Source organism: Pseudomonas sp. NPDC089406 (assembly GCF_044900265.1).
Taxonomy (GTDB): Bacteria; Pseudomonadota; Gammaproteobacteria; order Pseudomonadales; family Pseudomonadaceae; genus Aquipseudomonas; species Aquipseudomonas fakonensis.
Window position 1 is genome coordinate 15,751 of record NZ_JBJDNC010000021.1, and the last position, 25,871, is coordinate 41,621.

Consider the following 25,871-nt stretch of genomic DNA (forward strand, 5'->3'; position numbering starts at 1 on the left):
TGACTTACGCGGGTTTGGCCTGGGCGATCACGTCCTCCAACCGCTCCTTCTCGGCCTCCTTGATTTCTTCTTCGCTGATCATTTCGGCAATCACCCGCAGGCGCTCGACAACGCGGGCGTTGACGCTGCCCTCGGCGAACTCGCCCTTGTCATCCAGCGCCCCGGCCTCCTCGCCCACCAGCAGGCTCAGGGCCTCGTCGGCCTGGCTCACGGCATACACATGGAAGCGCCCGGCCTCGACGGCTTGCAGCACACGCTCGTCGAGCATCAGCGTGGCGACGTTGGCCCGCGGGATGATCACCCCCTGCTCGCCAGTCAGGCCACGGGCCTCGCACAGGCGGAAGAAGCCTTCGATCTTCTCGTTCACGCCACCCACCGCCTGCACCTCGCCGAACTGGTTGATCGAGCCGGTGATGGCGAAGCACTGCTTGAGCGGGGTGCGTGACAGTGCAGAGATCAGCGTGCAAGCCTCGCCAAGCGAGGCGCTATCGCCGTCGACGTAGCCGTAGGACTGCTCGAGCGCGATGCTCGCCGAAATCGCCAAGGGGAATTCCTGGGCATAGCGGCTGCCCAGGTAACCGGTGAGGATCATCACCCCCTTGGAGTGGATCGGCTGGCCGAGGTTGACCTCACGCTCGATGTCGACGATGCCGCTACCACCCGGGTACACCGTGGCCGAGATCCGCGCCGGCATGCCGAACGCCGAGTCGCCGACTTCCAGCACGGTCAGGCCGTTGCACTTGCCGATGGCCGCGCCTTCGGTGTCGATCAGGATGATCCCGGCGAGCATGTCGTCCAGCACCCGCTGCGACACCCGCCCTGTGCGCGTGGCCTTGGCCTTGAGCGCCCGTTCGATGTGCCCGGCGTCGGTCATTTCTTCGCTGGCCAGCTGGCGGATGAAATCGGCTTCGCTGACCAGCTGGAACAGGTCGCCGATGCGCGCCGACAGGCGCGACTGGTTCTCGGCCAGGCGCGCGCTGTAGGTGGCCAGGCGCGCCACCGCGTCACTGGTCAGCGGCGCCATGCCTTCTTCGTTGGTGCGGGTGCGCAGCAACTGGGCGAACTGCTCCAGGTTTTCGTCGACCATGGGCATGTCTTCGTCGAAGTCCACCAGCACCCGGAACATCTCCTGGAAGTCCGAGTCGTGGTCCTGCAACGCGTAGTACAGCTGGCGCGAACCGATGATCACCAGCTTGATGCCGAGCGGGATCACCTGCGGCGTCACGCTCACGGTGGCGACCCGGCCCAGCTCGCCCAGCGGCGACTCCATCTTCAGCTTGCGCGACTGCAGGGCGCGCTTGAGCGCATCCCACACGAACGGCTCGCCGAGCATCTTCTCGGCCTCGAGAATCAAGAAACCGCCGTTGGCGCGGTGCAGCGCACCTGGGCGCAGCTGGCGGTACGAGGTGTACAGCGCGCCCTGGTCGGTGCTGTATTCGATACGGCCGAACAGGTTGTCGTAGGTGGGGTGCGGCTCGAACACCACCGGGGCGCCGCCGTTGCCGGGCTGGCCGACCACAAGGCTTGGGGCGTACTGCTCTTCGAGCATCTTGCGCGCCACGGCGTCGGTCTTGCTGTCGTCCACCAGTTGCTCGACCACGGTGCGCAGCAGGTTGAGCTGCACCGACTGCAGGTAGGCGCACACCGCGGCGTTTTCGGCGTACTTCTCCGACAGCGGGGCCAGCAGCGGCTGCAGGGCGAGCGTGATGGTTTCTTCGTTGAGCTGGCGCAGCTGGTTGTTCGACTCGCGCTTCCATTGCGGCAGGCTGGCGAGCTCTTCGTTGAGGCGGTCCTCAAGCTCGGCGATATCCTCGTGGAAGCGCTCGCGCACCGCTTCAGGCAACTGGGCGAACTCGGCCTCATCCAGCGCCTTGCCATCGGCCATGGGGGTGAAGGCGACGTTGCTGCTGTCGCGGTACAGAGCCACGTCCTTTTCCAGCGAGGCGCGCTCGATCACGTCCAGGGCGCGGTCGTAGCGCTGGTTGAAGGCGCGGTCGATGGCGCTTTTCTTCTGCTGGTAGGAGGGATGTTCGAACACCGCCGGGAAGGTGGCCAGCAGGTTGTCGATCAGCCCGTTCATGTCGCTGATGAATGCATGGGCGCTGCCGGCTGGCAGCTCCAGTGCGCGGGGCTCGCGGGTGTCTTCGAAGTTGTTGACGTACAGCCAGTCGGCCGGGGTCGCCTGGCGCTTGCCCTCGGCCTTGAGGTAGCGCTTGACGAACGAGAAGCGGCCAGTGCCGGGCTCACCCATTACGTACACGTTGTAACCGGGGCGCGGCATCGCCACGCCGAATTGCAGGGCCTCGACGGCACGTTCCTGGCCCAGCACACCTCGAAACGGCTCCAGATCGTCAGTGTTGGAGAAGGCAAACTGTTCAGCGCAGAAACGCCGGGTCAGGGCTTCGGGCGCGAGACGCAGGCGCGAGGCGACAGGATCGGGCATTGGGTTTCCTTACTTCGGCGGGGCAGATGGAAAGCATTCTGGCGCTGCCTGCGAGCAGCTTGCAAGGCTGTGCGGGACTTTATGTCGCAGCCACGCCAATGCAATTTTTCGCAATAAACAACGCAACCTTTGGATCGTGCCTAAACTCCAAGCTGCGCGGGGGGGTGGAAAGCTTCCCTGTACTGGCAACCGCGTTGCCAGAACCCTGACCCTTGGTACGTCACTACAGAATGAGAACAACGCTATGAAACGGATTCTTCTGGGTACTCTGTTCGCCGCTGTCTCGATCAACGCCATGGCCGAATCGCCAGGTGGCCCGAACTGCGGCTGGGGCAACATGCTGTTCGATGGCCAGCGCGGCACTCCGGCGCACTTCCTGGCCTCCACCACCAACGGCACCTCCGGCAACGCGACCTTCGGCATGACCTCGGGCACCAACGGTTGCTCGACCAAGGCGGCCCTCACCTACGGCGGCAAGTCCTGGTTCGCCATGAACGGCATGATGAACGAGCTCTCCGAAGACATGGCCAAGGGCCAGGGCGAAGCCCTGACCACCTACGCCGTGGTGCTCGGTGTAGCACCTGAAGACCGCGCGCACTTCGCCGCTGTCACCCACGAGCACTTCCAGCAGATCTTCAGCAGCGCCGACGTGACTGCCGAATCTGTGCACAGCAACACCCTGGCGGTGCTCAAGAGCGACCCGCAACTGGCCAAGTACGCCACCGAGGCTTGAGCCCTGCGCCGCCCGCCCCGGCACCGGGGCGGGTTTGGCGGTTAACTTTCGGCATCATCAGGATGTAGTTGCCCGACATGCTCAAACGCCTCGCTCCCCTGGCGCTGCTCGCCAGCGCACCGCTGCACGCCGCACCGCAAGTCGACCCGGCCCGCCTGCAACAGCTGGCAGCCACGCCCTACTGGATTGCCCTGGGCCATTACGAAACCGCCAAGCTCGGCGGTTGGCGCAGCTATGTCGACGACCCGCGGTTCTTCCTCGCCGCCGACGGCGCGCACCACCCCGACCAGGAACTGGCGGCCACGGTGCAGGCGCTGTATGCCCCGGCAAATCTCGCTGACAAACACGCCCAGTGCGTGTTCCCGGCGCGCACCCGCTGGTTGCGCGAACAGCTGAACCTCACCGGCCTGCCACAGCCCGAGTGCCCCGAATTCAATACCTGGTACAAGTCGATCGACCCGCACAGCGCGGCGCTGATTTTCCCGGCGGCGTACCTGAACAGCCCGTCATCGATGTTCGGCCACACCCTGCTGCGCATCGACCAGTCCAACACCCGCCGCGACGACACCACGCTCTTGAGCTACGCGATCAACTTCGGCGCCTACATCGAAGGCAGCGACAACAGCATCCTGTACGCCTGGAAGGGCCTGATGGGCGGCTACCCGGGGCTGTTCGCGATGATGCCCTACCAGGAAAAACTGTCCGAATACCGCAGCCTGGAAAACCGCGACCTGTGGGAATACCAGCTGGACCTCACCCCCGAAGAGACCGGGCGCATGGTCGAGCATGTGTGGGAGCTCAAGCAGATCAAGTTCGACTACTTCTTCTTCGACGAGAACTGCTCGTACCGCCTGCTCGAACTGCTGCAGGTGGCGCGCCCGGGCCTGGACCTGACCTCGCAGTTCCCGCTCACTGCCATCCCCACCGACACGGTCAAGGCGGTGAAGCAGTCCGGGCTGGTCACCGATGTACGCTACCGGCCGTCCCGCGAGCGCGAACTGCTGGCCCGCGCCGAGCCGCTTGAGCACACAGAAAAGCAACAGGTGCTGGCCATCAGCGCCGACACCAAGCACCTGCAAAGCCCCGAATTCACCGCGCTGCCCCGCGAGCGCCAGGCCCTGGTGCAGGACGCCGCCTACCGCCTGGAGCGCTACCGCGCCAACGGCCAGGAGCGCGACCCGGCCCAGGCCGCACGCAGTTTCGAGCTGTTGCGGGCGATCAACCGCAACCCGCCGCCGCCGCTTGAGATCGAACGCCCCGGGCTGCCCGAGGACGGCCACCAGTCACGCACCTGGCAGTTGGGCGTGGGTACCCGCGAGGACCGCGCGTTCGCCGAGTACGGCCTGCGCATGGCCTACCACGACCTCAACGACAACCTGTTCGGCTTCCCGCTCGGCGCGCAGATCGAGATCCTGCAGCTCAAGTTGCGCCAGTACGAGGGCAACGACTGGCAGGTGCAGCGCCTGGACCTGGCCACCATCCGCTCGCTGACGCCACGCAACGAGCTGCTCAAGCCCTGGTCGTGGCAGGTTGCCGGCGGGCTGGAGCGGGTGCCGGGCAAACATGACGACGAGGTGCTGGTCAGCCATGTCAACGGCGGTGCCGGGGGTACCTGGCAGTTGAACGACGACCTGCTGGGCTTTGCCCTGGGCACGGTGCGGGTAGAACACCACAACGACTTCGCCGAGTTCGTTTCGCCGGCGGCGGGGTTCAATGGCGGGTTGTTGTGGCGCAACCCGCTGGGCAACCTGACGCTGGAGGCCAAGGGCGATTTCTTCACCAATGGCGAGGTGCGCCGCAGTGTGAGCCTGAACCAGCAGTGGGAAGTGAGCCAGAACCTTGGGCTGCGCTTGAGTGCATCGCGCCAGTTCAGCCACCTGGCCACGGCGCAGAACGAGGTGATGCTGGAGTTGAGGTGGTATCACTACTGAGCCCGGCTCCAGCGCGATTCCTGTAGGAGCGGCCTTGTGTCGCGAAAGGGCCGCAGAGCGGCCCCGGCAATTTCGCATGATGCAGAGATCCTGGGGCCGCGTTGCGCCCCATCGCGACACAAGGCCGCTCCTACAGAGCTGCATCTGTGAACCAACCGACTCTTTGACACTGTTTTGACACCTCCCCGACAAACCGCCACCTAGACTTTGCTGCATTACTCTCGAGGTCTTGTGGTCATGTCGCGGTATTGGCTGGGCTTGTGCGTCACGTTGTTGCTGGCCGGGTGCGAAACCACCCACCAACAGATGGTCCAGCAGGGCTACCCGCCCGCCTACGCCGATGGCTTCGACGACGGTTGCAGCAGCGGCCGCCAGGCCGCCGGGCTGATGGTCGGCGAGTTTCGCAAGAACGTGCCGCGTTACCTGCACGAACCTCAGTACGAAACCGGCTGGGACGACGGCTTTCGCCAGTGCCACGCCATGCAGAGCAACCAGGACACCCGCCAGTACCGCGAGCGTTACTGGGACGAGCGCGACCGCGACTGGCAGCGCGAGAAGGATCAGGACGCCGCCCGCGCCTACCGGCGCAACTGATGTCGCAAACGGACAACCGTTGAAACCCCACAACTGCCACCATGGTCTCCAGCACAAGGAGGCCCGCGCATGAGCCGAGCATTCGTCAACGAAGACCAGGCCGCCGCCCAAGCCAGCCAGCCGGTGGAGCGGCGCGTCAGCGACCAGCCCAACTACGTCACCGCCAGCGGCCTGGCCCAGCTGCAGCAACGGGTGGCGGCGCTCAATGCCCTGCGCAGCGAACTGCAGGCCCAGGGCGAACGGGCCGACAAGCAGCGCCTGGCCGATGCCGAGCGCGACCTGCGTTATTTCAATGCGCGGGTACAGAGTGCCCAGGTGGTGCCAGCGCCGACGTCCACCGAAAAGGTGCAGATTGGCAGCCGGGTGCGCTTCGTCGACGAGGACGGCCAGGAGCAGGAGGTACGGCTGGTGGGTGAGGATGAAGCGGATGCCGTGCACGGGCTGATCAACTGGGGCTCGCCGCTGGGGCGCGCGCTGTTGGGCGCGGGGCCTGGGGATGAAGTGCTGTGGCGCAGGCCGGCGGGGGATCAGATGATCGAGGTGCTTGAAATCAGGGTTGAGACTTGAGGGCCATGGGGCTGCTTTGCAGCCCTTTCGCGGCACAAGGCCGCTCCTACAGGGATACGCGATGGCTCAGGCTATCGTGTTCCCTGTAGGAGCGGCCTTGTGCCGCGAAAGGGCCGCAAAGCGGCCCCAGCAGTTCCGGATCAGACCACGCCCTGCGCCAGCATGGCATCGGCCACTTTGACGAAGCCGGCGATGTTGGCGCCCTTGACGTAGTTCACCGTGCCATCGGCCTCTTCACCGTAGTGCACGCAGGCGTGGTGGATCGACTGCATGATGTGGTGCAGCTTGCTGTCAACTTCACCGGCGGTCCACAGCAGGCGCATGGCGTTCTGCGACATTTCCAGGCCCGACACGGCCACGCCGCCGGCGTTGGACGCCTTGCCCGGGGCATACAGGATGCCGGCCTCGATGAAGATATCCACAGCGTCCAGGGTGGTCGGCATGTTGGCGCCTTCGGCCACGCAGATGCAGCCATTGCGCAGCAGGGTGCGGGCGTCTTCGGCGTTCAGCTCGTTCTGGGTGGCGCATGGCAGGGCGATGTCGCACGCCAGGCTCCACGGCGTCTGGCCCTTGCGGAACTCCAGGCCGAACTGCGTGGCCAGCTCGCTCAGGCGGCCGCGCTTGACGTTCTTCAGCTCCATCAGCGCGTCCCACTGGGCGTCGTTCAGGCCGGCTTCGCAGAACAGCGTGCCTTCGGAGTCGGACAGCGAGATCACCTTGCCGCCCAGGTCCATGACCTTGCGCGCGGCGTACTGGGCTACGTTGCCCGAGCCCGAGATGGCCACGCGGCGGCCGTCGATGCGCTTGTCCTGGCGCTTGAGCATTTCTTCGGCGAAGTACACGCAGCCGTAGCCGGTGGCTTCAGGGCGGATCAGGCTGCCGCCGTAGGTCATGCCCTTGCCGGTCAGCACCGAAGTGAACTGGTTGGCCAGGCGCTTGTACTGGCCGAACATGAAGCCGATTTCTCGGGCACCCACGCCGATGTCACCGGCCGGCACGTCGCAGTCGGCGCCGATGTGGCGGTACAGCTCGCTCATGAACGCCTGGCAGAAGCGCATCACTTCGGCGTCGCTCTTGCCCTTGGGGTCGAAGTCCGAGCCGCCCTTGCCGCCGCCCATGGGCAGCGAGGTCAGGGAGTTCTTGAAGGTTTGCTCGAAGGCCAGGAACTTGAGCACGCTCAGGGTGACCGACGGGTGGAAGCGCAGGCCGCCCTTGTAGGGGCCGATGGCGCTGTTCATCTGGATGCGGTAGCCGCGGTTGACCTGGACCTTGCCCTGGTCATCGACCCACGACACGCGGAACAGCACGGCGCGCTCGGGCTCGACGATGCGCTCGAGAATACCGGACTGCAGGTAGTGGGGGTTGGCTTCGAGGAACGGCCAGAGGGTGCGCAGCACCTCTTCCACCGCCTGGTGGAATTCCGGTTGGCCCGGGTCGCGTTGTTGCAGGCGTGCGAGGAAATTGTCGACGGATTCGATCATGGGTAGACGTCTCACCAAGAGGGATTGTTTATTGGTTTTTTTGCGAATGTACCAAGAAGCAATCGCACTGGAACAGGGCGCAATGTCGTTTTTATGAAATTTTTTGGTGCGTTTTATATAAATGTATACAAAGTCACGCCCTGCGGCGCCTGCTTCGCGGGCAAGCCCGCTCCCACAGGAGAGGGGGAAATCCAAGGGCAGCGCTGTACCTGTGGGAGCGGGCTTGCCCGCGAATGAAGCCAGCACCGCTTTCTTGCCTGGCACAAAAATGGGGCCCCTGAGGGCCCCATTTTTGTGCAACCGAAGCGACCTTACTGGGCCAGCTTCTTGTGACGCACACGGTGCGGCTGGGCAGCGGCATCGCCCAGGCGCTTCTTGCGATCGGCTTCGTACTCGGTGTAGTTGCCTTCGAAGAAGGTCACGTTGGAGTCGTCTTCGTACGCCAGGATGTGGGTGGCGACACGGTCCAGGAACCAACGGTCGTGGGAGATCACGATGGCGGCGCCAGGGAAGTCCAGCAGGGCTTCCTCGAGCGAACGCAGGGTTTCGACGTCGAGGTCGTTGGACGGTTCGTCGAGCAGCAGGACGTTGCCGCCCTCTTTCAGCGTCAGGGCCAGGTGCAGGCGGCCACGCTCACCACCGGACAGGTCCTTGACGAACTTCTGCTGGTCGCCGCCCTTGAAGTTGAAGCGACCGACATAGGTGCGCGACGGGATCTCGTAGTTGCCGATCTTGATCATGTCGGAGCCATCGGACACCTGCTGGAACACGGTCTTGCCACCGTCCAGGTCCTCGCGGCTCTGGTCGACGCAGGCCAGTTGCACGGTTTCACCGATCTCGATGCTGCCCGAGTCCGGCTGCTCCTTGCCCATCAGCATGCGGAACAGGGTCGACTTACCGGCACCGTTACCACCGATCACGCCGACGATGGCGCCTTTTGGCATGGCGAACGACAGGTTGTCGATAAGTACGCGGTCGCCGTAGCCCTTGGTGACGTTCTTGAACTCGATGACCTTGTCACCCAGGCGCGGGCCGGCCGGGATGTAGATCTCGTTGGTTTCGGAACGCTTCTGGAATTCCTGCGACTGCATCTCTTCGAAGCGCTGCAGACGGGCCTTGGACTTGGACTGGCGGGCCTTGGCGCCTTTGCGCACCCACTCCAGTTCCTCTTTCATGGCTTTTTCGTGGGCGCTCTGCTGCTTGGATTCCTGCGCCAGGCGGTCCGACTTGGCTTCCAGCCAGCCCGAGTAGTTGCCTTCGTACGGGATGCCCGCACCGCGGTCCAGCTCGAGGATCCAGCCGGCGACATTGTCGAGGAAGTAACGGTCGTGGGTAATGGCCACCACGGTGCCCGGGAAGTCGTGCAGGAAGCGCTCAAGCCAAGCCACCGAGTCGGCGTCCAGGTGGTTGGTCGGTTCGTCCAGCAGCAGCATGTCGGGGGCCGACAGCAGCAGGCGGCACAGCGCTACACGGCGCTTTTCACCACCGGACAGGTGTTCGATTTTCGCTTCCCAGGCCGGCAGGCGCAGGGCGTCGGCGGCGACGTCCAGCTGGCGCTCCAGGTTGTGGCCGTCGGCGGCCTGCAGGATGGCTTCGAGCTTGGCCTGTTCGGCGGCCAGCTTGTCGAAGTCGGCGTCCGGGTCGGCGTAGGCGGCATACACCTCGTCCAGGCGGGCCTGGGCGTCCTTGATCACGCTGACCGCTTCCTCGACCACTTCACGCACGGTCTTGGTCGGGTCCAGTTGCGGCTCCTGGGGCAGGTAGCCGACGTTGATGTCGGGCATCGGCCGGGCTTCGCCGTCGAATTCCTTGTCGACGCCCGCCATGATGCGCAGCAGGGTCGATTTACCGGCGCCGTTCAGGCCGAGCACGCCGATCTTGGCGCCCGGGAAGAACGACAGGGAAATGTTCTTGAGAATTTCCCGCTTCGGCGGCACGACCTTGCTCAGCCGATGCATGGTGTAGACGTATTGAGCCAAAACCAAGCCCTCTATCAGATAGGTAAAGACATCGACGTACGCCCGTGGCGGTTGCCCGGGGGATGTGTTTACGGGGTGTCATTGAACAAAGTGGGCCATTCTACGCCAAGCTGAGGCATTGCACAGAGTGGTCGCAGCGTTGGCCGAGCCCTTGAGGCTGTGGTGGCGGTGCTGGGGTGACAGTGCTGGCCTGTCAGGGCCTCTTCGCGGACAAGCCCGCTCCCACAAGGTTCGCGCCGCTCTATAGAACCATGTGGGAGCGGGCTTGCCCGCGAAAAGGCCAGTGGGGTCTGCCAGGATTCAGACGTGCGACTGCCTGGCCTTGCCCCGCGGCAGACGGCAACGGTCCGATTGCTCGGCCAGGCGCGCGGCCCAGGCCGACTTGACGCTGAAGCCGCCGCTGCGGGCAGGCTTGTCGGCTTTTTTACTGGCCGGCTTGCTGACGGCCTTGGCCGGTGCAGCAGCGGGCTTGGTGGCCGGCTGTGCGGCCACTTCGCCTGCCGGCTCGGCAACCGCCTTGGCGGCCTTGGCCGACTTGCGCAACTCGGCCAGCGAGGGCGACTTGTTGCCGCCGGCAGCGGCGTCGGGCTTGGCCAGCGAGCGCTGGCAGGTCTTGCAGGATACGCCCTCGGCAGTGGCAGTGCTGACCAGGGTCTGACTGCTACGCCCGCAGGCGGAATCGAGGCCATTGGTGGAATAGTGGGTAACCAAAACCGTACTTCTCCGATGCGTTGACTATTTGAAGCGGGCGGCATTCTCGCACAGGTTGCAGGGGCTTGCCGAACCGGCATGACAGGATGCGACCGCCATCATGGCCAGCAGGCTGGCACTTTGCCACAATTGAAGGCATGCTAGGCGGCTTCATACGTGCGGCTATATAGTGCGCCGGCTACAGGCCAGGCCACGGCATGCGCCGTGCATGCAAACCCCTGCCATCGCCAGCCCAATCGCAGGACCGACGCTTGACCAACTTGAAGCAAACGCCCCCTCTGCGCCCTGCCGTACCCACGGCCGGCTCACACCTGCGTGGCTCGCTCAAAGGCGCGCTGGCCTTGCTGGCCCTGGTGTTGCTGGGGTTGCTGCTGTGGCAGCTGGTCACCCAGTTTCGCCATACCCAGGCCGACCTGCGCCAGCAGAGCCTGGCCACCAGCGCGGAACTGGCCGACCACCTGAGCCTGAACATGGCGCTCAAGGCCCAACAGGCGCTCAACCTGGTCCAACCCTACGTCAAGGCTCCGGCGCCCAGCGCCCTGCCGAACCTGCTCGACACCCTGCAGGCGCGCCTGCCAAGCCTGCAGCAACTGGCCTGGCTGGATGCCAGCGGGCAGGTACTGGCCGACTCCCAGACAAACAGCAGCGACCGCCAGTTGATTGACGAACTGCTGCAACTGAACCAGGGCAGCAGCTACTTCTACAGCAACACACCCGACAACCAGCAGGTCTACCTGCTGCTGCGCCAAACCGCCGAGCAGGACCGCGGCTACTGGCTGCTACGCTTGGGCCCGGCCTACTACCACGAACTCACCCAGCACCTGGACGGCCCCAGCCACCCGCTGTGGCTGCTGGAAAACAGCCGCAACGGCGAGGTGATCGAGCGCCACGGCCCCACCCTGACCAGCGACGAGCCCCTGCAAAGCGTCATGCTGGCGTTCATCGACAACAGCACCTGGCAATTGCGCGGCCTGTTCGACGAGGGCCTGGCGCGCAGCAAGCTGCTCCCGGCGCTGATCGGCAAGTGCGTGCTGGCACTGTTCTGCGCCCTGCTGCCGGTGCTGGCGCTGATCAACATGCGCCGCCGCCAGCGCGCCTTGCAGGAGGACCGCCGGCGCTACCACGAAATCTTCGAGGGCACCGGCGTCGCCCTGTGCGTGCTCGACCTCTCCAGCCTGCCCGGCCAGCTCGACCGCTACCACCTGCGCAACCTCGCCGCGCTCAAACAAAGCCTGGCGCTGGACGGCAACCTGCGCCGCTCGCTGCTGCTGGAGCTGAAAATCACCGAGATCAACCAGGTAGCCCGCCAGTTGCTCAACGTCGACTGCCACGAAGGCGCCTGGCAGCGCCTGATCGACGGCAGCGGCAACGGCCGCGAAAGCGTTGGTATGCAGCTGATAGACGCGCTGCTTGAAGAGCGCTCGCAACTGGAGCTGGAAGTGCGCCTGCCAGCGCCGCTGGGCGGCGAGCTGCACCTGTGGCTGATGGTGCGCCTGCCCCAGCAGCGGCGCGATTACCAGGCGGTGATCCTGAGCATCAGCGACATCACCAGCCGCAAGCAGGTCGAGCTGTCGCTGCTGGAGCGCGAGAGCTTCTGGTCGGACGTGGTGCGTACCGTGCCCGACCAGCTGTACGTGCAGGACGTGCACAGCCAGCGGATGATCTTCAGCAACCGCCACCTCGGCCAGACCCTGGGTTACGACCGCGCCGAGCTTGCGCAGATGGGCGAGCGCTTCTGGGAGCTGCTGCTGCACCCCGAGGACGCCGCCCACTACAACGCCCTGCGCCAGCAGCAGCTGGACAGCAGTTACGGCCAGTCGCTGCACTGCCAATTGCGCTTCCGCCACCGTGATGGCGGCTGGCGCTGCTATGAAATCCGCGAGCAGGTGCTGACCCGCGACGGCGACGGTCAGGTGACCCGCATCATCGGGGTGGGCAAGGACGTCACCGTGCAGATCGAGGCCAGCGAATCGCTGCGCGACAGCGAGCAGCGTTACCGCATGCTCGCCGAAAGCATCAGCGACGTGATCTTCAGTACCGACAACCAGCTGCACCTGAACTACGTCAGCCCGTCGGTGCAGGCGGTGCTGGGCTATCAGGCCGACTGGATCTTCGCCAACGGCTGGCAGTCGATCGTCGCCAACCCGGCCCAGCTCACCGGCGTGTACGGGCTGATGGAGCGGGTCAGCAAGGCGTTGGGCGACAGCGCGCAGCTGGCCCGCCTGCGCAGCACCCTGCCGACCCAACTGTTCCTGTTCGACTGCCTGCGCGCCGATGGCCGCAAGATCCCCATCGAATTGCGCCTGGTGCTGGTGTGGGACGAGCACGAGCGCTTCGAGGGCGTGCTGGGCGTGGGCCGCGACATCAGCCAGCAGCGCCGCGCCGAGAAAGACCTGCGCATGGCCGCCACGGTATTCGAGCACTCCACCTCGGCCATCCTCATCACCGACCCGGCCGGCTATATCGTGCAGGCCAACGAGGCGTTCAGCCGGGTCAGCGGCTACGAGGTGGCCGAAGTACTCGACCAGTTGCCAGGCATGCTCACCGTCGAGCACCAGCAGGATGCGCACCTGGGCTACGTGCTCAAGCAGCTCAACCAGCGCGGCAGCTGGGAGGGCGAGGTGTTTCTCAAGCGCCGCAACGGCGAGCACTACCCGGCCTGGGTGGGCATCACCGCGGTGCTGGACGATGAAGGCGACCTGGCCAGCTACGTGTGCTTCTTCACCGACATCAGCGAGCGCAAGGCCAGCGAACAGCGCATTCACCGCCTGGCCTACTACGACGCCCTCACCCACCTGCCCAACCGCACGCTGTTCCAGGACCGCCTGTACAACGCCCTGCAGCAGGCCGAGCGGCAAAAGGCCTGGGTGGTGCTGATGTTCCTCGACCTGGACCGCTTCAAGCCGATCAACGACTCCCTCGGCCACGCCGCGGGCGACCGCATGCTCAAGGACATGGCCGAGCGCCTGCTGGCCTGCGTCGACAACGGCGACACCGTGGCGCGCATGGGCGGCGACGAGTTCACCCTGCTGCTGCAACCGCGGGCCACCCGCGAGCAGGCACTGAACCGCGCCATTCATGTGGCCGAGCATATTCTCGCTGGTCTGGTGACGCCGTTCGTGCTGGAGAACCGCGAGTTCTTCGTCACTGCCAGTATCGGCATCGCCCTCAGCCCGCAGGATGGCAGCGAGCTGAGCCAGCTGATGAAAAACGCCGACACCGCCATGTACCACGCCAAGGAGCGTGGCAAGAACAACTTCCAGTTCTACCAGGCCGACATGAACGCCAGTGCCCTGGAGCGCCTGGAGCTGGAGAGCGACCTGCGCCACGCCCTGGAGCAGAACGAGTTCATCCTCTACTACCAGCCGCAGTTCAGCGGCGACGGCAAGCGCCTGACCGGCGCCGAAGCGCTGCTGCGCTGGCGCCACCCGACCCGCGGCCTGGTACCGCCAGGCGAGTTCATCCCGGTGATCGAGGAACTGGGCCTGGTGGTGGATATCGGCGACTGGGTGCTGCGCGAGGCCAGCCGCCAGCTCAAGGCCTGGCACCAGCAGAAGGTGCGGGTACCGAAGGTGTCGGTGAACATCTCGGCGCGGCAGTTCTCCGATGGCCAGTTGGGCACGCGCATCGCCGACATTCTCGAGGAAACCGGGCTGCCGCCGGCGTGCCTGGAGCTGGAGCTGACCGAAAGTATCCTGATGCGCGAGGTCAACGAAGCGATGCAGATTCTCGCCAGCCTGAAGAACCTCGGCCTGAGCATCGCGGTCGACGACTTCGGCACCGGCTACTCGTCGCTCAACTACCTCAAGCAGTTCCCCATCGACGTGCTGAAGATCGACCGCACCTTCGTCGACGGCCTGCCTGAAGGTGAGCAGGACGCGCAGATCGCCCGGGCGATCATCGCCATGGCCCACAGCCTGAACCTTGCGGTCATCGCCGAGGGTGTGGAGACCCACGAGCAGCTGGAGTTCTTGCGCGAGCACGGCTGCGACGAGGTGCAGGGCTACCTGTTCGGCCGGCCGATGCCAGCCAACCAGTTCGAGGCGCAGTTCAGCAACGAGACGTTGTTCATGTTTCAGTGACTGTGGCGCCACACGGCCCCATGATTTGCGCACCCCTGCCAAATTTCAGGGGCTGCTACGCAGCCCAATCGCGACACAAGGCCGCTTCCCACAGGGATTGCATGAGCTTCAGGTAGGAGCCGGCTTGCCGGCGATGAGGCCGCAACAGGCAGCACAAGACAGTTGCTCCCACAGGGGTTGAATCAACGCTGAGATGTTGATCAATGCAGGCGCCCCGCGAAGGCACAGCGCAGCACCGAAAAACGGACCCGAAGGTCAACTCCAGCCCAGTCCCCATGCGGCCTGCAACATGAGCCCCATTGGTCCGCGACTTGATGCCAGTTCATATGCCAGCCGCGAATCAATCAGTTAGAATGCCCCCCTAACTCACCCCCGATCCTTGAGGACCGCCATGTTCAGCCGTGATTTGACCATTGCCAAGTACGACGCCGAGCTCTTCGAAGCCATGCAGCAAGAAGCCCTGCGCCAGGAAGAGCATATCGAGCTGATCGCTTCGGAAAACTACACCAGCCCGGCAGTCATGGAAGCCCAGGGCTCGGTCCTGACCAACAAGTACGCCGAAGGCTACCCGGGCAAGCGCTACTACGGTGGTTGCGAGTACGTCGACGTGGTCGAGCAACTGGCCATCGACCGTGCCAAGGAGCTGTTCGGCGCCGACTACGCCAACGTCCAGCCGCACGCCGGCTCGCAGGCCAACGCCGCGGTCTACCTGGCCCTGCTGTCGGCCGGTGACACCATCCTGGGCATGAGCCTGGCCCATGGCGGCCACCTGACCCACGGCGCCAGCGTTTCGTCCTCGGGCAAGCTGTACAACGCCATCCAGTACGGCATCGACGGCAACGGCCTGATCGACTACGACGAAGTCGAGCGCCTGGCGGTCGAGCACAAGCCGAAAATGATCGTCGCCGGCTTCTCGGCCTACTCGCAGGTGCTGGACTTCGCACGCTTCCGCGCCATCGCCGACAAGGTCGGTGCCTACCTGTTCGTCGACATGGCCCACGTGGCCGGCCTGGTAGCCGCTGGCGTGTACCCGAACCCGGTGCCGTTCGCCGACGTGGTCACCACCACCACCCACAAGACCCTGCGCGGCCCGCGCGGCGGCCTGATCCTGGCCCGTGCCAACGCCGACATCGAGAAGAAGCTGAACTCCGCGGTCTTCCCGGGCGCCCAGGGCGGCCCGCTGGAGCACGTCATCGCCGCCAAGGCCATCTGCTTCAAAGAGGCCCTGCAGCCTGAGTTCAAGGCTTACCAGCAGCAAGTGGTGAAGAACGCCCAGGCCATGGCCGAAGTGTTCATCGAGCGTGGTTTTGACGTCGTCTCCGGCGGCACCCAGAACCACCTGTTCCTGCTGTCGCTGATCAAGCAGGAAATCTCCGGTAAGGACGCCGACGCCGCTCTGGGCAAGGCCTTCATCACCGTCAACAAGAACTCGGTACCGAACGACCCACGTTCGCCGTTCGTCACCTCGGGCCTGCGTTTCGGCACCCCGGCCGTGACCACCCGCGGCTTCAAAGAGGCCGAGTGCCGCGAGCTGGCTGGCTGGATCTGCGACATCCTGGCCGACCTGAACAACGAAGCGGTGATCGACGCCGTGCGTGAGAAGGTCAAGGCCATCTGCAAGAAGCTGCCGGTTTACGGCAACTGATCGGCAGACGCCTGATGTGAAAAAGCCCGGCCATGTGCCGGGCTTTTTTGTGAGCTCTCGTTCACCGGGCCGGTGCAAGCTCCGGCACCAAGCGTATTTCCACACGCTGCCCCAAGGCCCGTGCAGCGCTGGCCAGGGTTGCCAGGGTCATGCCCGGATCATTCTGGTCTAGCGCCCGGTCCACGGCTGTGCGGCTGGTATGCATACGCTCGGCCAACGCCTTTTTGCTGACCTTCTGCTGCTTCATGGCTTGCGTCAGTTGCCAGGCGATCACCCGCTTGAGGGCTGCTGCCGTAACCTCCTCCAGCAGGGCTTCTTCGGCGAGAAAATCGTCAAAATCCGAACCGATATGCGGGTTCATGTCGTTTGCCTCCTGAGGCTTGCCTTGCGTTGCCTGGCCACTGCCAAGTCAACTGCGGGTGTTTTCTGGCTTTTCTTGATGAAGCCGTGAAGCAGCACCATCACGCCATCGCTGATGGTGAACAGCACACGCCCCACGGTATCTGCCAAATCGATGCGGATCTCCCAAAGCCCGCTTTCCAGCTTGCGCACCAGCGGCATGCCGAGCGGCCAACCGATCTGTACCGCCTTGATCTCGGTCCCGATTACCTGGCGTTCATGGCGCGACAAGGCTTTCAACCACTCGCGTACGGGCTCGTTGCCAAGCGCACTGCGAAAGAACAAAACACGGACTTGCTGATCTGACGAGGCCAAGTGTACCAAAAAAGGTACTCCCATCAAGGGGGCCGTGACTGCCGGCCGAGCAATTGAACATGGCCATGAAAAATGCCGCCTTTCGGCGGCATCTAACAGTCAGCTGCGTCCCAATCAGGCGTGGGTCAATGCGTCGAACCCTGCCCGTATCTTTTCCTCCGGCAGTTCATCGGCAATGAACACCATCACGCTCTCCCGCACCTCGCCGTCTTTCCACTCGGCATCCCAGTCGAACCCGTACAGCTTGAGCACGCCCTGGAACACCAGGCGGCGGTCTTCGCCGGCGATGTTCAGCACGCCCTTGTAGCGCAGCAGCTGCTTGCCGTGTTCTTCGAGTAGCTCGTTCATGAAGTCGCTGAGGCGATCGATGTCCAGCGGTGTGTCGGTGCGCAGCACCAGTGTGCGAATGCGGTCCGGGGTGGCCGGCTTGAGTACCGGGCGCAGGGTGGGCTTGAGGCTGATGCCCAGCTCCGGGTTGAGGTTGAAACCACGCACGTCGAGCAGTTCGGCCAGGTCGATGCGGCCATGCTCGACCACGCGGATGGCCGCGCGGCCGTTGATGCGCGCCAGGCGCTCGCGCAACGCCTCGACGGCCTCGGGCTCGGCCAGGTCGGTCTTGCTCAGCAGCAGGCGGTCGGCAAAACCGACTTGAGCCTGGGCGATGGCCTGGGTCAGGTGCAGCTCGGCGTGCACGGCATCGACCAGGGTGATGATGCCGTCGAGGATGTAGCGCTCGCGCAGTTCTTCGTCGATGAAGAAGGTCTGCGCCACCGGCGCAGGGTCGGCAAGGCCCGTGCACTCGATCACCAGGCGGTCGAAGGCGATCTCGCCGGCGTCCAGGCGCTCCAGCAGCAGGTACAGGGCGCGGGTCAGGTCGCCATGGATGCTGCAGCAGACGCAGCCGTTGGCCAGGGTCATGACCTGCACCGGCTCGTCGCCGAGCAACTGGCTGTCGATACCGGCCTCGCTGAACTCGTTCTCGATCACGGCCAGCTTCAGGCCGTGTTCGGCCTTGAGCATGTGTTTGAGCAGGGTGGTCTTGCCGGCACCAAGAAAGCCGGTCAGCACGGTAACGGGTATGGGCGTGTGCACGCAAAATCTCCTCAAGCCGAAAATGACTGTGGGAGGCCGGTTGCCCGGCCTCCCACAGCTTTACACATGACGCGGGTTCAGCAGCACTTGGGCCCGGACTTGCCACCGTAACGGGCTTCCTGGCGTTCGCGGAAGAACGCCTCGTAGCTCATCACCGGCTTGTCCGGGTGCGTCTTCTGCATGTGCTCGACATAGTTGTCGTAGTCGGGCATGCCGACCATCAGGCGGGCTGCCTGCCCCAGGTACTTACCCAGTCGACCCAGGTCGTTGAACATCGCGGCATTCCTCTCAAGCGTCAGGCAAGGCCTGGAACGGGGTTTCCTTGTCGGTCCGTTCTTTGCGGCCCCAGGCGGCGTAGCCGACCTTGAGCGCGAAGAACAGGATGCTGAACACCACCACCAGGAACAGGATGGTCAGCCCGGCGTTGGTGTAGGCGTTGAAGATCACGTGCTGCATCTGCCCGATATCCTTGGCCGGGGCCAGTACCTGGCCTGCGTCCAGCGCGGTGCTGTACTTCTTGGCCAGGGCCAGGAAGCCAACCGCAGGGTTGGGGTCGAACAGCTTGATCAGGCCAGCGGCGGTGGTGCAGATCAGCAGCCACACTGCCGGTACCAGGGTGACCCAGATGTAGCGCTGGCGCTTCATCTTGATCAGCACCACGGTGCCCAGCATCAGCGCGATACCGGCCAGCATCTGGTTGGAGATACCGAACAGCGGCCACAAGGTGTTGATGCCGCCCAGCGGGTCGATCACGCCTTGATACAGCAGGTAGCCCCACATCGCCACGCAACCGGCGGTGGCCAGCAGGTTGGCGCCCCACGACTCGGTGCGCTTGAGCGCAGGCACGAAGCTGCCCAGCAGGTCCTGCAGCATGAAGCGCCCGGCACGGGTACCGGCGTCCACGGCGGTGAGGATGAACAGGGCTTCGAACAGAATGGCGAAGTGGTACCAGAACGCCATGGTGTTCTCGCCCGGCAGCACCTGATGCAGGATCTGCGCGATACCCACCGCCAGGGTCGGTGCGCCGCCAGCACGGGCCAGAATGGTGTGCTCGCCGATGTCGCGGGCCACGGCTTCCAGCTGCTCAGGGGTGATCAGGAAGCCCCAGCTGCTGACCGTCTGCGCCACCGATGCAACGTCGGCGCCGACCACGGCGGCCGGGCTGTTCATGGCGAAGTACACGCCTGGCTCGATCACCGAGGCGGCGACCATGGCCATGATGGCGACGAACGACTCCATCAGCATGCCGCCGTAGCCGATGTAGCGGGCGTTGGTTTCGTTGTCCAGCAGCTTGGGCGTGGTCCCCGAGGAGATCAGCGCGTGGAAGCCGGACACCGCACCACAGGCAATGGTGATGAACAGGAACGGGAACAGGGTGCCCTTCCATACCGGGCCGGTGCCGTCGGTGAACTGGGTCAGTGCCGGCATTTTCAGCTCGGGCGCGATGACCAGGATGCCGATGGCAAGGCCGACGATGGTGCCGATCTTGAGGAAGGTCGACAGGTAGTCACGCGGCGCCAGCACCAGCCACACCGGCAGTACCGCGGCGACGAAGCCGTAGCCGACCAGCATCCAGGTGATCTGCACGCCGGTGAAGGTGAAGGCAGGCCCCCACACCGGATCTGCGGCAATCTGGCCCCCCAGCCAGATCGACAGCAGCAGCAGTACCACGCCGATGATCGAGATCTCACCGATGCGGCCCGGGCGGATGTAGCGCATGTAGATGCCCATGAACATCGCGATCGGGATGGTCGCCATCACCGTGAACATGCCCCACGGGCTCTCGGCCAGGGCCTTGACCACGATCAGCGCCAGCACCGCGAGGATGATGATCATGATCAGGAAGCAGCCGAACAGGGCGATGGTGCCCGGGATTCGGCCCATCTCCTCGCGCACCATGTCGCCCAGGGAGCGGCCGTTGCGGCGAGTGGACAGGAACAGGACCATGAAGTCCTGCACCGCACCGGCCAGCACCACACCGGCAATCAGCCATAGTGTGCCGGGCAGGTAGCCCATCTGCGCGGCAAGTACCGGGCCCACGAGCGGGCCGGCACCGGCGATGGCAGCGAAGTGGTGGCCGAACAGAATGTGCTTGTTGGTCGGGACGTAGTCCAGGCCATCGTTGTTGAGTACCGCGGGCGTGGCCCGACGGGGGTCGAGTTGCATCACCTTGTTGGCGATGAACAGGCTGTAGTAGCGGTAAGCGACCAGGTAGATGGCCACAGACGCGACCACGATCCACAAGGCGTTGATCGCCTCACCACGACGCAGGGCGACCACACCCAGCGCGCAGGCTCCTATGATCGCCAGTGCCAGCCACGGTATGTGGCGCAGCAGGCTGTTATTGTTGTTCATGGCATGCTTCCAGCTAAGTGGTTGGAAAGGATTGCCCCTTGAGTCTAGGGCCTGCCTGCCATCATTACCATCTCCAATTGCACCTGGCGGCCAGGCCCCAGCGGGCGCCCTAGAGCGGTACCTTCAACGTTCACCTGGCACGGCCAGCCTTGCGCCTGCGACACCTGTCATTTTTGCCAGTTGTTCCCCTGCGCCCGCCGTTGGATCATCAGGCCGCCACTACCCACCTGATGCGGTCACGCCAGGCAGGGTTATCCGCTGGCGCCCTTGCCCAACTGGGCCGCCAACAGCCAGCCACTTGGCTGAAACCGTCTCGCCAGCGCCTTCGTGGCCGTGCTCCACGCCCCCCCACATCGTTTGCCAAATGAACGGCAGGTAACGTCATGACTTCAAGAAAGCTCAGCACTGTGCGTAACCCGAATGCCATCAGCTGGAAAATCTCCCCACGCCACGGCACCGTTGCCTCACCCAAGTCCCGTGCGGGCTTCGCCGAGGAAGCCGGCATGATCGAGGGTTACCTGCGCTACGGCATAGAAGGCGGCAAGTTCTTCCCGGAAACAGCAGGGAACTTGGCGGACACGGATGCCCCCACCGATGAGAGAAGCCTCGCCCCACCACCTGACGGCAAGATCGCCAGCGGCAACGAGCCCAGAGCCGCCTACCTCGACAGGACAGACATCGACTGGTTCAAGCACGAGGTCTATGGCGGCGAGGCCCTCGACTTCGTCTGGGAGTTCAGCGCACGGCACAAGTACCGGCGCTTCAAGTACTTCATCACGCAAGAAGGCTGGGACCCGAGCCAGCCTTTGTCACGCGCCCAGTTCGAAGCCGCCCCGTTTGCCGTATTCCTCAACACCCGTCAGCCATACTGGTCATACCCGGACAACGAAATGTGGCCGGCGCAACCCACCACCCATACCCTCGTGCTACCCCAGCGCCAGGGTTATCACGTGCTTCTGGCGATCTGGGAAATCGCCGAGACGGACAAGGCCTTCTACCAGGTGGTGGACCTCGACTTCCAAGAGGACGGCGGCGGGCCACAACGGCCCGAAACACCGGGGAACTTCACATTCGACGGCGCGGCCACCTTCGAGTCGGTCGGATTGAAATGGAACCCATCCTCTGGTCCTTACCGGATCGACCGATACATCATCAACCGCAATGGCAAGCCATTGGTCAGTGTGGATGCCGCGCTGAGCCATTATCGGGACGAGGATGTCCAGCCGTTGACGCTCTATAGCTACACCATCACCGCTGTCGACCAGCAGGGCAACGAGTCCCTGCCCAGCGCAGCGATCAGTGTCACCACCCCTGCCGAACCCGGTAACCCACAGCCGGCTCCGCCCACCGGGCTGCATGACATGGGCACCACAGCTTCGTCGGTGAGCCTGATGTGGACGGCACCGGCAAGCTCGGTACCGCTGGCAAACTACATCGTTTACCGCGATGGCCATGAAATCGCCCGCGTAGCGGCCTCGCAAACGACCTATCAGGACCAAGGCCTGGCGCCCGACACGGCCTACCGCTACCTGGTAACCGCAATGGCTAGCAGCGGGCATCCGTCTGCACCGAGCAACACCCATGTCGCCCGCACCCAGGCCGAAGGTGGCCAGTACCCGGCCTGGGAACTGAACGCGAGCTACCAGACCGGTGACATCGTCAGCCATCAATCGCGGCTGTGGCGCTGCCTGGCGGGCCACACGGCCTACACACCGGATTGGGCCCCGGGAGCCGTGGATGGTTTCACCCTGTGGGAAGCCTATAACCCGGCCCGTTGAGGCCGCAGCAACACCGGGCAGGCTGGCAGGCGCACCGGCCGGCCCGGCCGCAATCGGGATGCTCATGGCTGGTCTATAGTCAGTGTTACTGATGAGGACCCGCCATGACGACTTCTGCCAACGAACGCCGCCGTTTCCAGCGCATCGCCTTTGATGCCCCTACCGAGTTGCGTCAGGGCGAGCGACGCTGGCCGGTCACCTTGCTCGACCTGTCACTCAAGGGCCTGCTGGTCGAGCGGCCCGAGCCCTGGGATGCCGACCTGACCCAGGATTTCGATGCGGTCATTCACCTCAACGACAAGACCACCCAAGTGAAGATGCAGGTGGAACTGCGCCACGAAGAGCCCGATCGCCTGGGGTTCAACTGCCTCTATATAGATATCGACTCGATGTCGCATTTGCACCGTCTGGTGGAATTGAACCTGGCTGACAGCACCGAAATGATGCGTGAGCTGCGGGAATTGATCGAAGATTGATATCTCTTAGCTTGCTAAGAACTCTCCCCTCAAAGTGTTTCCTGACTACTCAGACAGCTTATAGCCAGCTGTCTGGCGGGTTGTATACACCCATCTAAAACCGATCCCAGCTAGCTGGAACGTATCCTGCATCCAGATTAGGAGCCCTTTGGAGGCAGCGCCGTGGGCGTTAGGATCAAAAACTTGTATACAATTCTGATGGCAATCGAATGCACTCTTTGCCTACAGTAGCCAGACAACAATAAAACCGAGAGCCTGCTCCATGACTACGTCCACCAGCACGTCTCCCACCCAACGCCCCGAAGACGAAAACCTCGGGCTTGGCGCCAACCTGGCCTACGGGCTGCAACACGTCCTGACCATGTATGGCGGGATCGTCGCGGTGCCGCTGATCCTCGGCCAGGCCGCCGGCCTCAACGGGGCCGAGATCGGCCTGCTGATCGCCGCCTCGCTGTTCGCCGGGGGCCTGGCCACGCTGCTGCAAACCCTCGGCCTGCCGTTCTTCGGCTGCCAGCTGCCGTTGGTACAGGGCGTGTCGTTTGCCGGTGTGGCAACCATGGGCGCGATCATCAGCAGCGAAGGCGGCGGTGGCCTGCAAGGGGTATTGGGCGCGGTCATGGCCGCGTCGCTGATCGGCTTTTTGATCACCCCGGTGTTCTCGCGCATCACCAAGTTCTTCCCGCCGCTGGTGACCGGTATCGTCATCACCACCATCGGCCTGACCCTGATGCCGGTGGCCGCACGCTGGGTGATGGGCGGCAACAGTGCCTCACCGGAATTCGGCAGCGTGGCCAACATTGGCCTGGCCGGGCTGACCTTCGCCATCGTGCTGGTGCTGAGCAAGCTGGGTAACGCGGCCATCTCGCGCCTGTCGATCCTGCTGGCCATGGTGATCGGCACCCTGATCGCCTGGTCGCTGGGCATGGCCGATTTCAGCAAGGTCAGCGAAGGCCCGATGTTCGCCTTCCCCACGCCGTTCCACTTCGGCATGCCGACCTTCCACATCGCCGCCATCCTGTCGATGTGCATCGTGATCATGGTGACCTTGGTGGAAACCTCGGCGGACATCCTCGCGGTCGGTGAAATCATCGACACCAAGGTCGACTCCAAGCGCTTGGGCAACGGCCTGCGCGCCGACATGGCGTCGAGCATCCTGGCCCCGGTATTCGGCTCGTTCACCCAGAGCGCATTCGCCCAGAACGTCGGCCTGGTGGCCGTGACCGGGGTCAAGAGCCGCTACGTGGTGGCCACCGGCGGTGTGATCCTGGTGGTGCTGGGCCTGCTGCCGATCATGGGCCGGGTGATTGCTGCGGTACCCACCCCGGTACTGGGCGGCGCCGGCATCGTGCTGTTCGGCACCGTGGCCGCCAGCGGCATCCGCACCCTGAGCAAGGTCAGCTACAAGAACAACGTCAACCTGATCATCGTCGCCGCCTCGCTGGGCTTCGGCATGATCCCGATCGCCGCGCCGACCTTCTACCACAACTTCCCCACCTGGTTCGAAACCATCTTCCACTCCGGCATCAGCTCGGCGGCGATCATGGCCATCCTGCTGAACCTGATGTTCAACCACTTCACCACTGGCAACTCGGAAAACCAGTCGGTGTTCGCCGCCGCCTACGAGCGCACCATTCAGTACTCGGACATCTCGGCCCTGCGCGATGGCGACTACTTCAAGGATGGCAAGCTGTTCGACGCCGAGGGTAACGAGGTACCGGTGCTGGAACTGGACGAACATGGCAACGAAGCGCCCAGGCGCAAGGCCGTGGCCGAGCATTGATCGCTGACTGAGTGATCACGCAGGGGAGCCGACGCGCATCGTCGGCTCCCCTTTTTCGTTCTCCTGCAAGGGCCCTATCGCCGGCAAGCCGGCTCCTACAGGTACAGCGCAGTGTTGATGGCGATGCGATCTTCTACAGCAATCGCATCAGCCTGTAGGAGCCGGCTTGCCGGCGATAGGGCCCTCGAAATAGGCGTTCAACACCTGCAAGTCCCGCGCATCCAGCACCCCCGCCAGATAGCGCAACTGCAACCACGCCCGCAGGTAGTCATAGCGCGCCTGGGCCAGGTCGCGCCGGGCGCTGTAAAGCTGCTGCTCGGCATCCAGCACATCCAGGTTGACCCGCTCGCCCCCGGCCACGCTCTTGCGCGTGGCCTCAACCAAGGCCCCCGCCGAGTTCACCGCCAGGTCGTAGGCGCGGATCTTCGCCGTACTGCTGGCGCACAAATTGAACTGCCGGCGCAGCTGGTTGACCGTGTCGCGCAGCTGCGCGTCCAGCTCGAAGCCTGCCGCATCACGCTGGGCCCGGGCCTGGCGTACCGCTGCCGACACCCCGCCACCGGCGAACAACGGCAGGCTCAGCTGCAGGCCGATGCTGTCGGTGTCGTAGCGCTGGTTGTAGGTGCTCTCGGAGCTTGAGCTGGAAATGCCCTTGCTGGCGTAGGCGCTGAGCGACGGCAGGTGCCCGGCGCGCTGGCGCTCGATGTTCTGTTCGGCCACATCCAGGCCGTGACGCTGGCTGGCAAGCTCGGCGTTGTGCGCCACCGCCAGGTCACGCCAGGGTTCGAAACGCGCCGGGCTCAACTGCTGCACCTTGAAGCCCGTAGCCAGCGGCGCCAGGTCTTCGACCCCCACCGCCTCGCCGACGATGGCCTGCAAGGTGCGCAGTGCGGCATCCAGGTTGTCGCCGGCCTCGATCTCCTGGGCCTGGGCCAGCTCAAGGCGGGCACGGGTTTCCAGCACATCGGTGCGGGTACCCTCGCCGCCCTTGAGCAGGCGCTCGTTGAGGGTCAGTTGCTCGGCGTAGGTGCGCCGCTGGGCCTGGGCCAGGCTGATCTGCTCGTGGGCGAACAGCGCCTCGCTGTAAGCCTGGAACAACCGCACCACCAGCTCCTGGCCACGCCCGCGCAAGCGCTCGTCGGCCAGCGCCGCCTGGGCCACGCCGCTGCGGTATTGGGCCCAGGCGGCATAGTCGAACAGCGGCTGCTCGACGGTCAGGGTCGAGGTGTAGCTGCGGTAGTCGCGCTGGGTGGTGACATCGCCGAACTGGCTGTACTGGGTCACCTCAGAATCATTGCGGGCGCGGTTGTAGCGGTACGAAAGCTTGGGCAGCAAGCCGGCGCGGCCGATGGCCAGGTTTTCGATGCCGGCGGCGCGCTCGGCGATCGCGCCCTGCCAGGTGGGGTCGTTGCGCAGGGCCAGGGCGTAGGCGTCACCCAGGTCCAGGGCGTGTGCCGAGGCGCTGCCACACAGCAGCGCGGCAAGGGTCAGGCGGGCAATCAGCATTGCA

The 25,871-nt window shown here is 64.5% G+C and carries 19 protein-coding genes; 9 read left to right on the plus strand and 10 right to left on the minus strand.

What is annotated here, in order from left to right:
• Positions 1-4 precede the first annotated feature (4 nt).
• Entirely contained in the window at positions 5-2,443 is a 2,439-nt protein-coding gene (locus ACI2KK_RS16065; RefSeq protein ID WP_404669609.1) for a Lon protease family protein, read from the minus strand.
• 244 nt (positions 2,444-2,687) lie between these two features.
• On the opposite strand from ACI2KK_RS16065, the gene ACI2KK_RS16070 reads away from it, so the two are divergent.
• From ACI2KK_RS16070 to ACI2KK_RS16085, 4 genes are all read left to right on the plus strand, one after another.
• Positions 2,688-3,176, plus strand: coding sequence for a DUF3015 domain-containing protein (locus ACI2KK_RS16070; protein ID WP_369988164.1), 489 nt, complete (start codon positions 2,688-2,690; stop codon positions 3,174-3,176).
• A 77-nt stretch (positions 3,177-3,253) separates the two neighbouring features.
• Entirely contained in the window at positions 3,254-5,107 is a 1,854-nt protein-coding gene (locus ACI2KK_RS16075; protein ID WP_404669610.1) for a DUF4105 domain-containing protein, read from the plus strand.
• A gap of 237 nt (positions 5,108-5,344) precedes the next feature.
• Complete coding sequence (locus ACI2KK_RS16080; protein WP_404669611.1) at positions 5,345-5,701, plus strand: hypothetical protein; 357 nt, start codon at positions 5,345-5,347, stop codon at positions 5,699-5,701.
• Positions 5,702-5,770: 69 nt separating this feature from the next.
• Positions 5,771-6,268, plus strand: coding sequence for a GreA/GreB family elongation factor (locus ACI2KK_RS16085; protein ID WP_404669612.1), 498 nt, complete (start codon positions 5,771-5,773; stop codon positions 6,266-6,268).
• A 140-nt stretch (positions 6,269-6,408) separates the two neighbouring features.
• On the opposite strand, the gene gdhA is transcribed toward ACI2KK_RS16085, so the two are convergent.
• The 3 genes from gdhA to ACI2KK_RS16100 all read right to left on the minus strand — a co-directional run bounded on the left by gdhA (position 6,409) and on the right by ACI2KK_RS16100 (position 10,439).
• Entirely contained in the window at positions 6,409-7,749 is a 1,341-nt protein-coding gene (gdhA, locus tag ACI2KK_RS16090; protein ID WP_404669613.1) for an NADP-specific glutamate dehydrogenase, read from the minus strand.
• Between the two features lie 311 nt (positions 7,750-8,060).
• Positions 8,061-9,728 carry an energy-dependent translational throttle protein EttA gene (gene ettA, locus ACI2KK_RS16095; RefSeq protein WP_217840396.1) on the minus strand — a complete coding sequence of 556 codons (1,668 nt, stop codon included), beginning with the start codon at positions 9,726-9,728 and terminating at the stop codon, positions 8,061-8,063.
• Between the two features lie 300 nt (positions 9,729-10,028).
• Positions 10,029-10,439, minus strand: a complete 411-nt coding sequence (locus ACI2KK_RS16100; RefSeq protein WP_404669614.1) for a hypothetical protein — start codon at positions 10,437-10,439, stop codon at positions 10,029-10,031.
• A gap of 251 nt (positions 10,440-10,690) precedes the next feature.
• On the opposite strand from ACI2KK_RS16100, the gene ACI2KK_RS16105 reads away from it, so the two are divergent.
• Positions 10,691-14,521, plus strand: coding sequence for an EAL domain-containing protein (locus tag ACI2KK_RS16105; RefSeq protein ID WP_404669615.1), 3,831 nt, complete (start codon positions 10,691-10,693; stop codon positions 14,519-14,521).
• A 391-nt stretch (positions 14,522-14,912) separates the two neighbouring features.
• The gene (gene glyA, locus ACI2KK_RS16110; protein ID WP_369988173.1) at positions 14,913-16,166 is read left to right on the plus strand and encodes a serine hydroxymethyltransferase; all 1,254 of its coding nucleotides are present in this window, start codon (positions 14,913-14,915) and stop codon (positions 16,164-16,166) included.
• A 61-nt stretch (positions 16,167-16,227) separates the two neighbouring features.
• Here the strand turns inward: glyA and ACI2KK_RS16115 are convergent, their stop codons facing one another.
• From ACI2KK_RS16115 to ACI2KK_RS16135, 5 genes are all read right to left on the minus strand, one after another.
• Positions 16,228-16,527 carry a Fis family transcriptional regulator gene (locus tag ACI2KK_RS16115; protein WP_369988175.1) on the minus strand — a complete coding sequence of 100 codons (300 nt, stop codon included), beginning with the start codon at positions 16,525-16,527 and terminating at the stop codon, positions 16,228-16,230.
• On the minus strand, positions 16,524-16,904 hold the full coding sequence (locus tag ACI2KK_RS16120; protein ID WP_404669616.1) for a type II toxin-antitoxin system RelE/ParE family toxin: 381 nt from the start codon (positions 16,902-16,904) through the stop codon (positions 16,524-16,526). The genes ACI2KK_RS16115 and ACI2KK_RS16120 overlap by 4 nt, the downstream gene beginning before the upstream one ends.
• A 90-nt stretch (positions 16,905-16,994) precedes the next feature.
• Entirely contained in the window at positions 16,995-17,972 is a 978-nt protein-coding gene (gene yjiA / locus ACI2KK_RS16125) for a GTPase (RefSeq protein ID WP_404669617.1), read from the minus strand.
• Positions 17,973-18,049: 77 nt separating this feature from the next.
• Complete coding sequence (locus tag ACI2KK_RS16130; protein ID WP_003251633.1) at positions 18,050-18,247, minus strand: YbdD/YjiX family protein; 198 nt, start codon at positions 18,245-18,247, stop codon at positions 18,050-18,052.
• A 13-nt stretch (positions 18,248-18,260) separates the two neighbouring features.
• The gene (locus ACI2KK_RS16135) at positions 18,261-20,327 is read right to left on the minus strand and encodes a carbon starvation CstA family protein (RefSeq protein ID WP_404669618.1); all 2,067 of its coding nucleotides are present in this window, start codon (positions 20,325-20,327) and stop codon (positions 18,261-18,263) included.
• A 383-nt stretch (positions 20,328-20,710) separates the two neighbouring features.
• Between ACI2KK_RS16135 and ACI2KK_RS16140 the strand changes: the two genes are divergently transcribed.
• The 3 genes from ACI2KK_RS16140 (at position 20,711) to ACI2KK_RS16150 (ending at position 24,361) form a co-directional block, all read left to right on the plus strand.
• Positions 20,711-22,105, plus strand: coding sequence for a lytic polysaccharide monooxygenase (locus ACI2KK_RS16140; protein WP_404669619.1), 1,395 nt, complete (start codon positions 20,711-20,713; stop codon positions 22,103-22,105).
• Between the two features lie 104 nt (positions 22,106-22,209).
• Complete coding sequence (locus ACI2KK_RS16145) at positions 22,210-22,581, plus strand: PilZ domain-containing protein (RefSeq protein WP_404669620.1); 372 nt, start codon at positions 22,210-22,212, stop codon at positions 22,579-22,581.
• A gap of 262 nt (positions 22,582-22,843) precedes the next feature.
• Complete coding sequence (locus ACI2KK_RS16150; protein ID WP_217840403.1) at positions 22,844-24,361, plus strand: nucleobase:cation symporter-2 family protein; 1,518 nt, start codon at positions 22,844-22,846, stop codon at positions 24,359-24,361.
• Positions 24,362-24,508: 147 nt separating this feature from the next.
• On the opposite strand, the gene ACI2KK_RS16155 is transcribed toward ACI2KK_RS16150, so the two are convergent.
• Positions 24,509-25,867 (minus strand): TolC family outer membrane protein, encoded by a 1,359-nt coding sequence (locus ACI2KK_RS16155; protein WP_404669621.1) that lies wholly within the window; start codon positions 25,865-25,867, stop codon positions 24,509-24,511.
• Positions 25,868-25,871: the final 4 nt, after the last annotated feature.

Excerpts from the sequence above, each read along its gene's own strand:
- ACI2KK_RS16115 (WP_369988175.1), bottom strand. The coding sequence starts at position 16,527 with ATGAACCCGCATATCGGTTCGGATTTTGACGATTTTCTCGCCGAAGAA.
- ACI2KK_RS16065 (WP_404669609.1), bottom strand. The coding sequence starts at position 2,443 with ATGCCCGATCCTGTCGCCTCGCGCCTGCGTCTCGCGCCCGAAGCCCTG.
- ACI2KK_RS16120 (WP_404669616.1), bottom strand. The coding sequence starts at position 16,904 with ATGGGAGTACCTTTTTTGGTACACTTGGCCTCGTCAGATCAGCAAGTC.
- gdhA (WP_404669613.1), bottom strand. The coding sequence starts at position 7,749 with ATGATCGAATCCGTCGACAATTTCCTCGCACGCCTGCAACAACGCGAC.
- glyA (WP_369988173.1), top strand. The coding sequence starts at position 14,913 with ATGTTCAGCCGTGATTTGACCATTGCCAAGTACGACGCCGAGCTCTTC.
- ACI2KK_RS16135 (WP_404669618.1), bottom strand. The coding sequence starts at position 20,327 with ATGAACAACAATAACAGCCTGCTGCGCCACATACCGTGGCTGGCACTG.
- ACI2KK_RS16080 (WP_404669611.1), top strand. The coding sequence starts at position 5,345 with ATGTCGCGGTATTGGCTGGGCTTGTGCGTCACGTTGTTGCTGGCCGGG.
- ACI2KK_RS16075 (WP_404669610.1), top strand. The coding sequence starts at position 3,254 with ATGCTCAAACGCCTCGCTCCCCTGGCGCTGCTCGCCAGCGCACCGCTG.
- ACI2KK_RS16145 (WP_404669620.1), top strand. The coding sequence starts at position 22,210 with ATGACGACTTCTGCCAACGAACGCCGCCGTTTCCAGCGCATCGCCTTT.
- ACI2KK_RS16070 (WP_369988164.1), top strand. The coding sequence starts at position 2,688 with ATGAAACGGATTCTTCTGGGTACTCTGTTCGCCGCTGTCTCGATCAAC.
- ACI2KK_RS16130 (WP_003251633.1), bottom strand. The coding sequence starts at position 18,247 with ATGTTCAACGACCTGGGTCGACTGGGTAAGTACCTGGGGCAGGCAGCC.
- ACI2KK_RS16085 (WP_404669612.1), top strand. The coding sequence starts at position 5,771 with ATGAGCCGAGCATTCGTCAACGAAGACCAGGCCGCCGCCCAAGCCAGC.
- ACI2KK_RS16155 (WP_404669621.1), bottom strand. The coding sequence starts at position 25,867 with ATGCTGATTGCCCGCCTGACCCTTGCCGCGCTGCTGTGTGGCAGCGCC.
- ACI2KK_RS16150 (WP_217840403.1), top strand. The coding sequence starts at position 22,844 with ATGACTACGTCCACCAGCACGTCTCCCACCCAACGCCCCGAAGACGAA.
- ACI2KK_RS16140 (WP_404669619.1), top strand. The coding sequence starts at position 20,711 with ATGACTTCAAGAAAGCTCAGCACTGTGCGTAACCCGAATGCCATCAGC.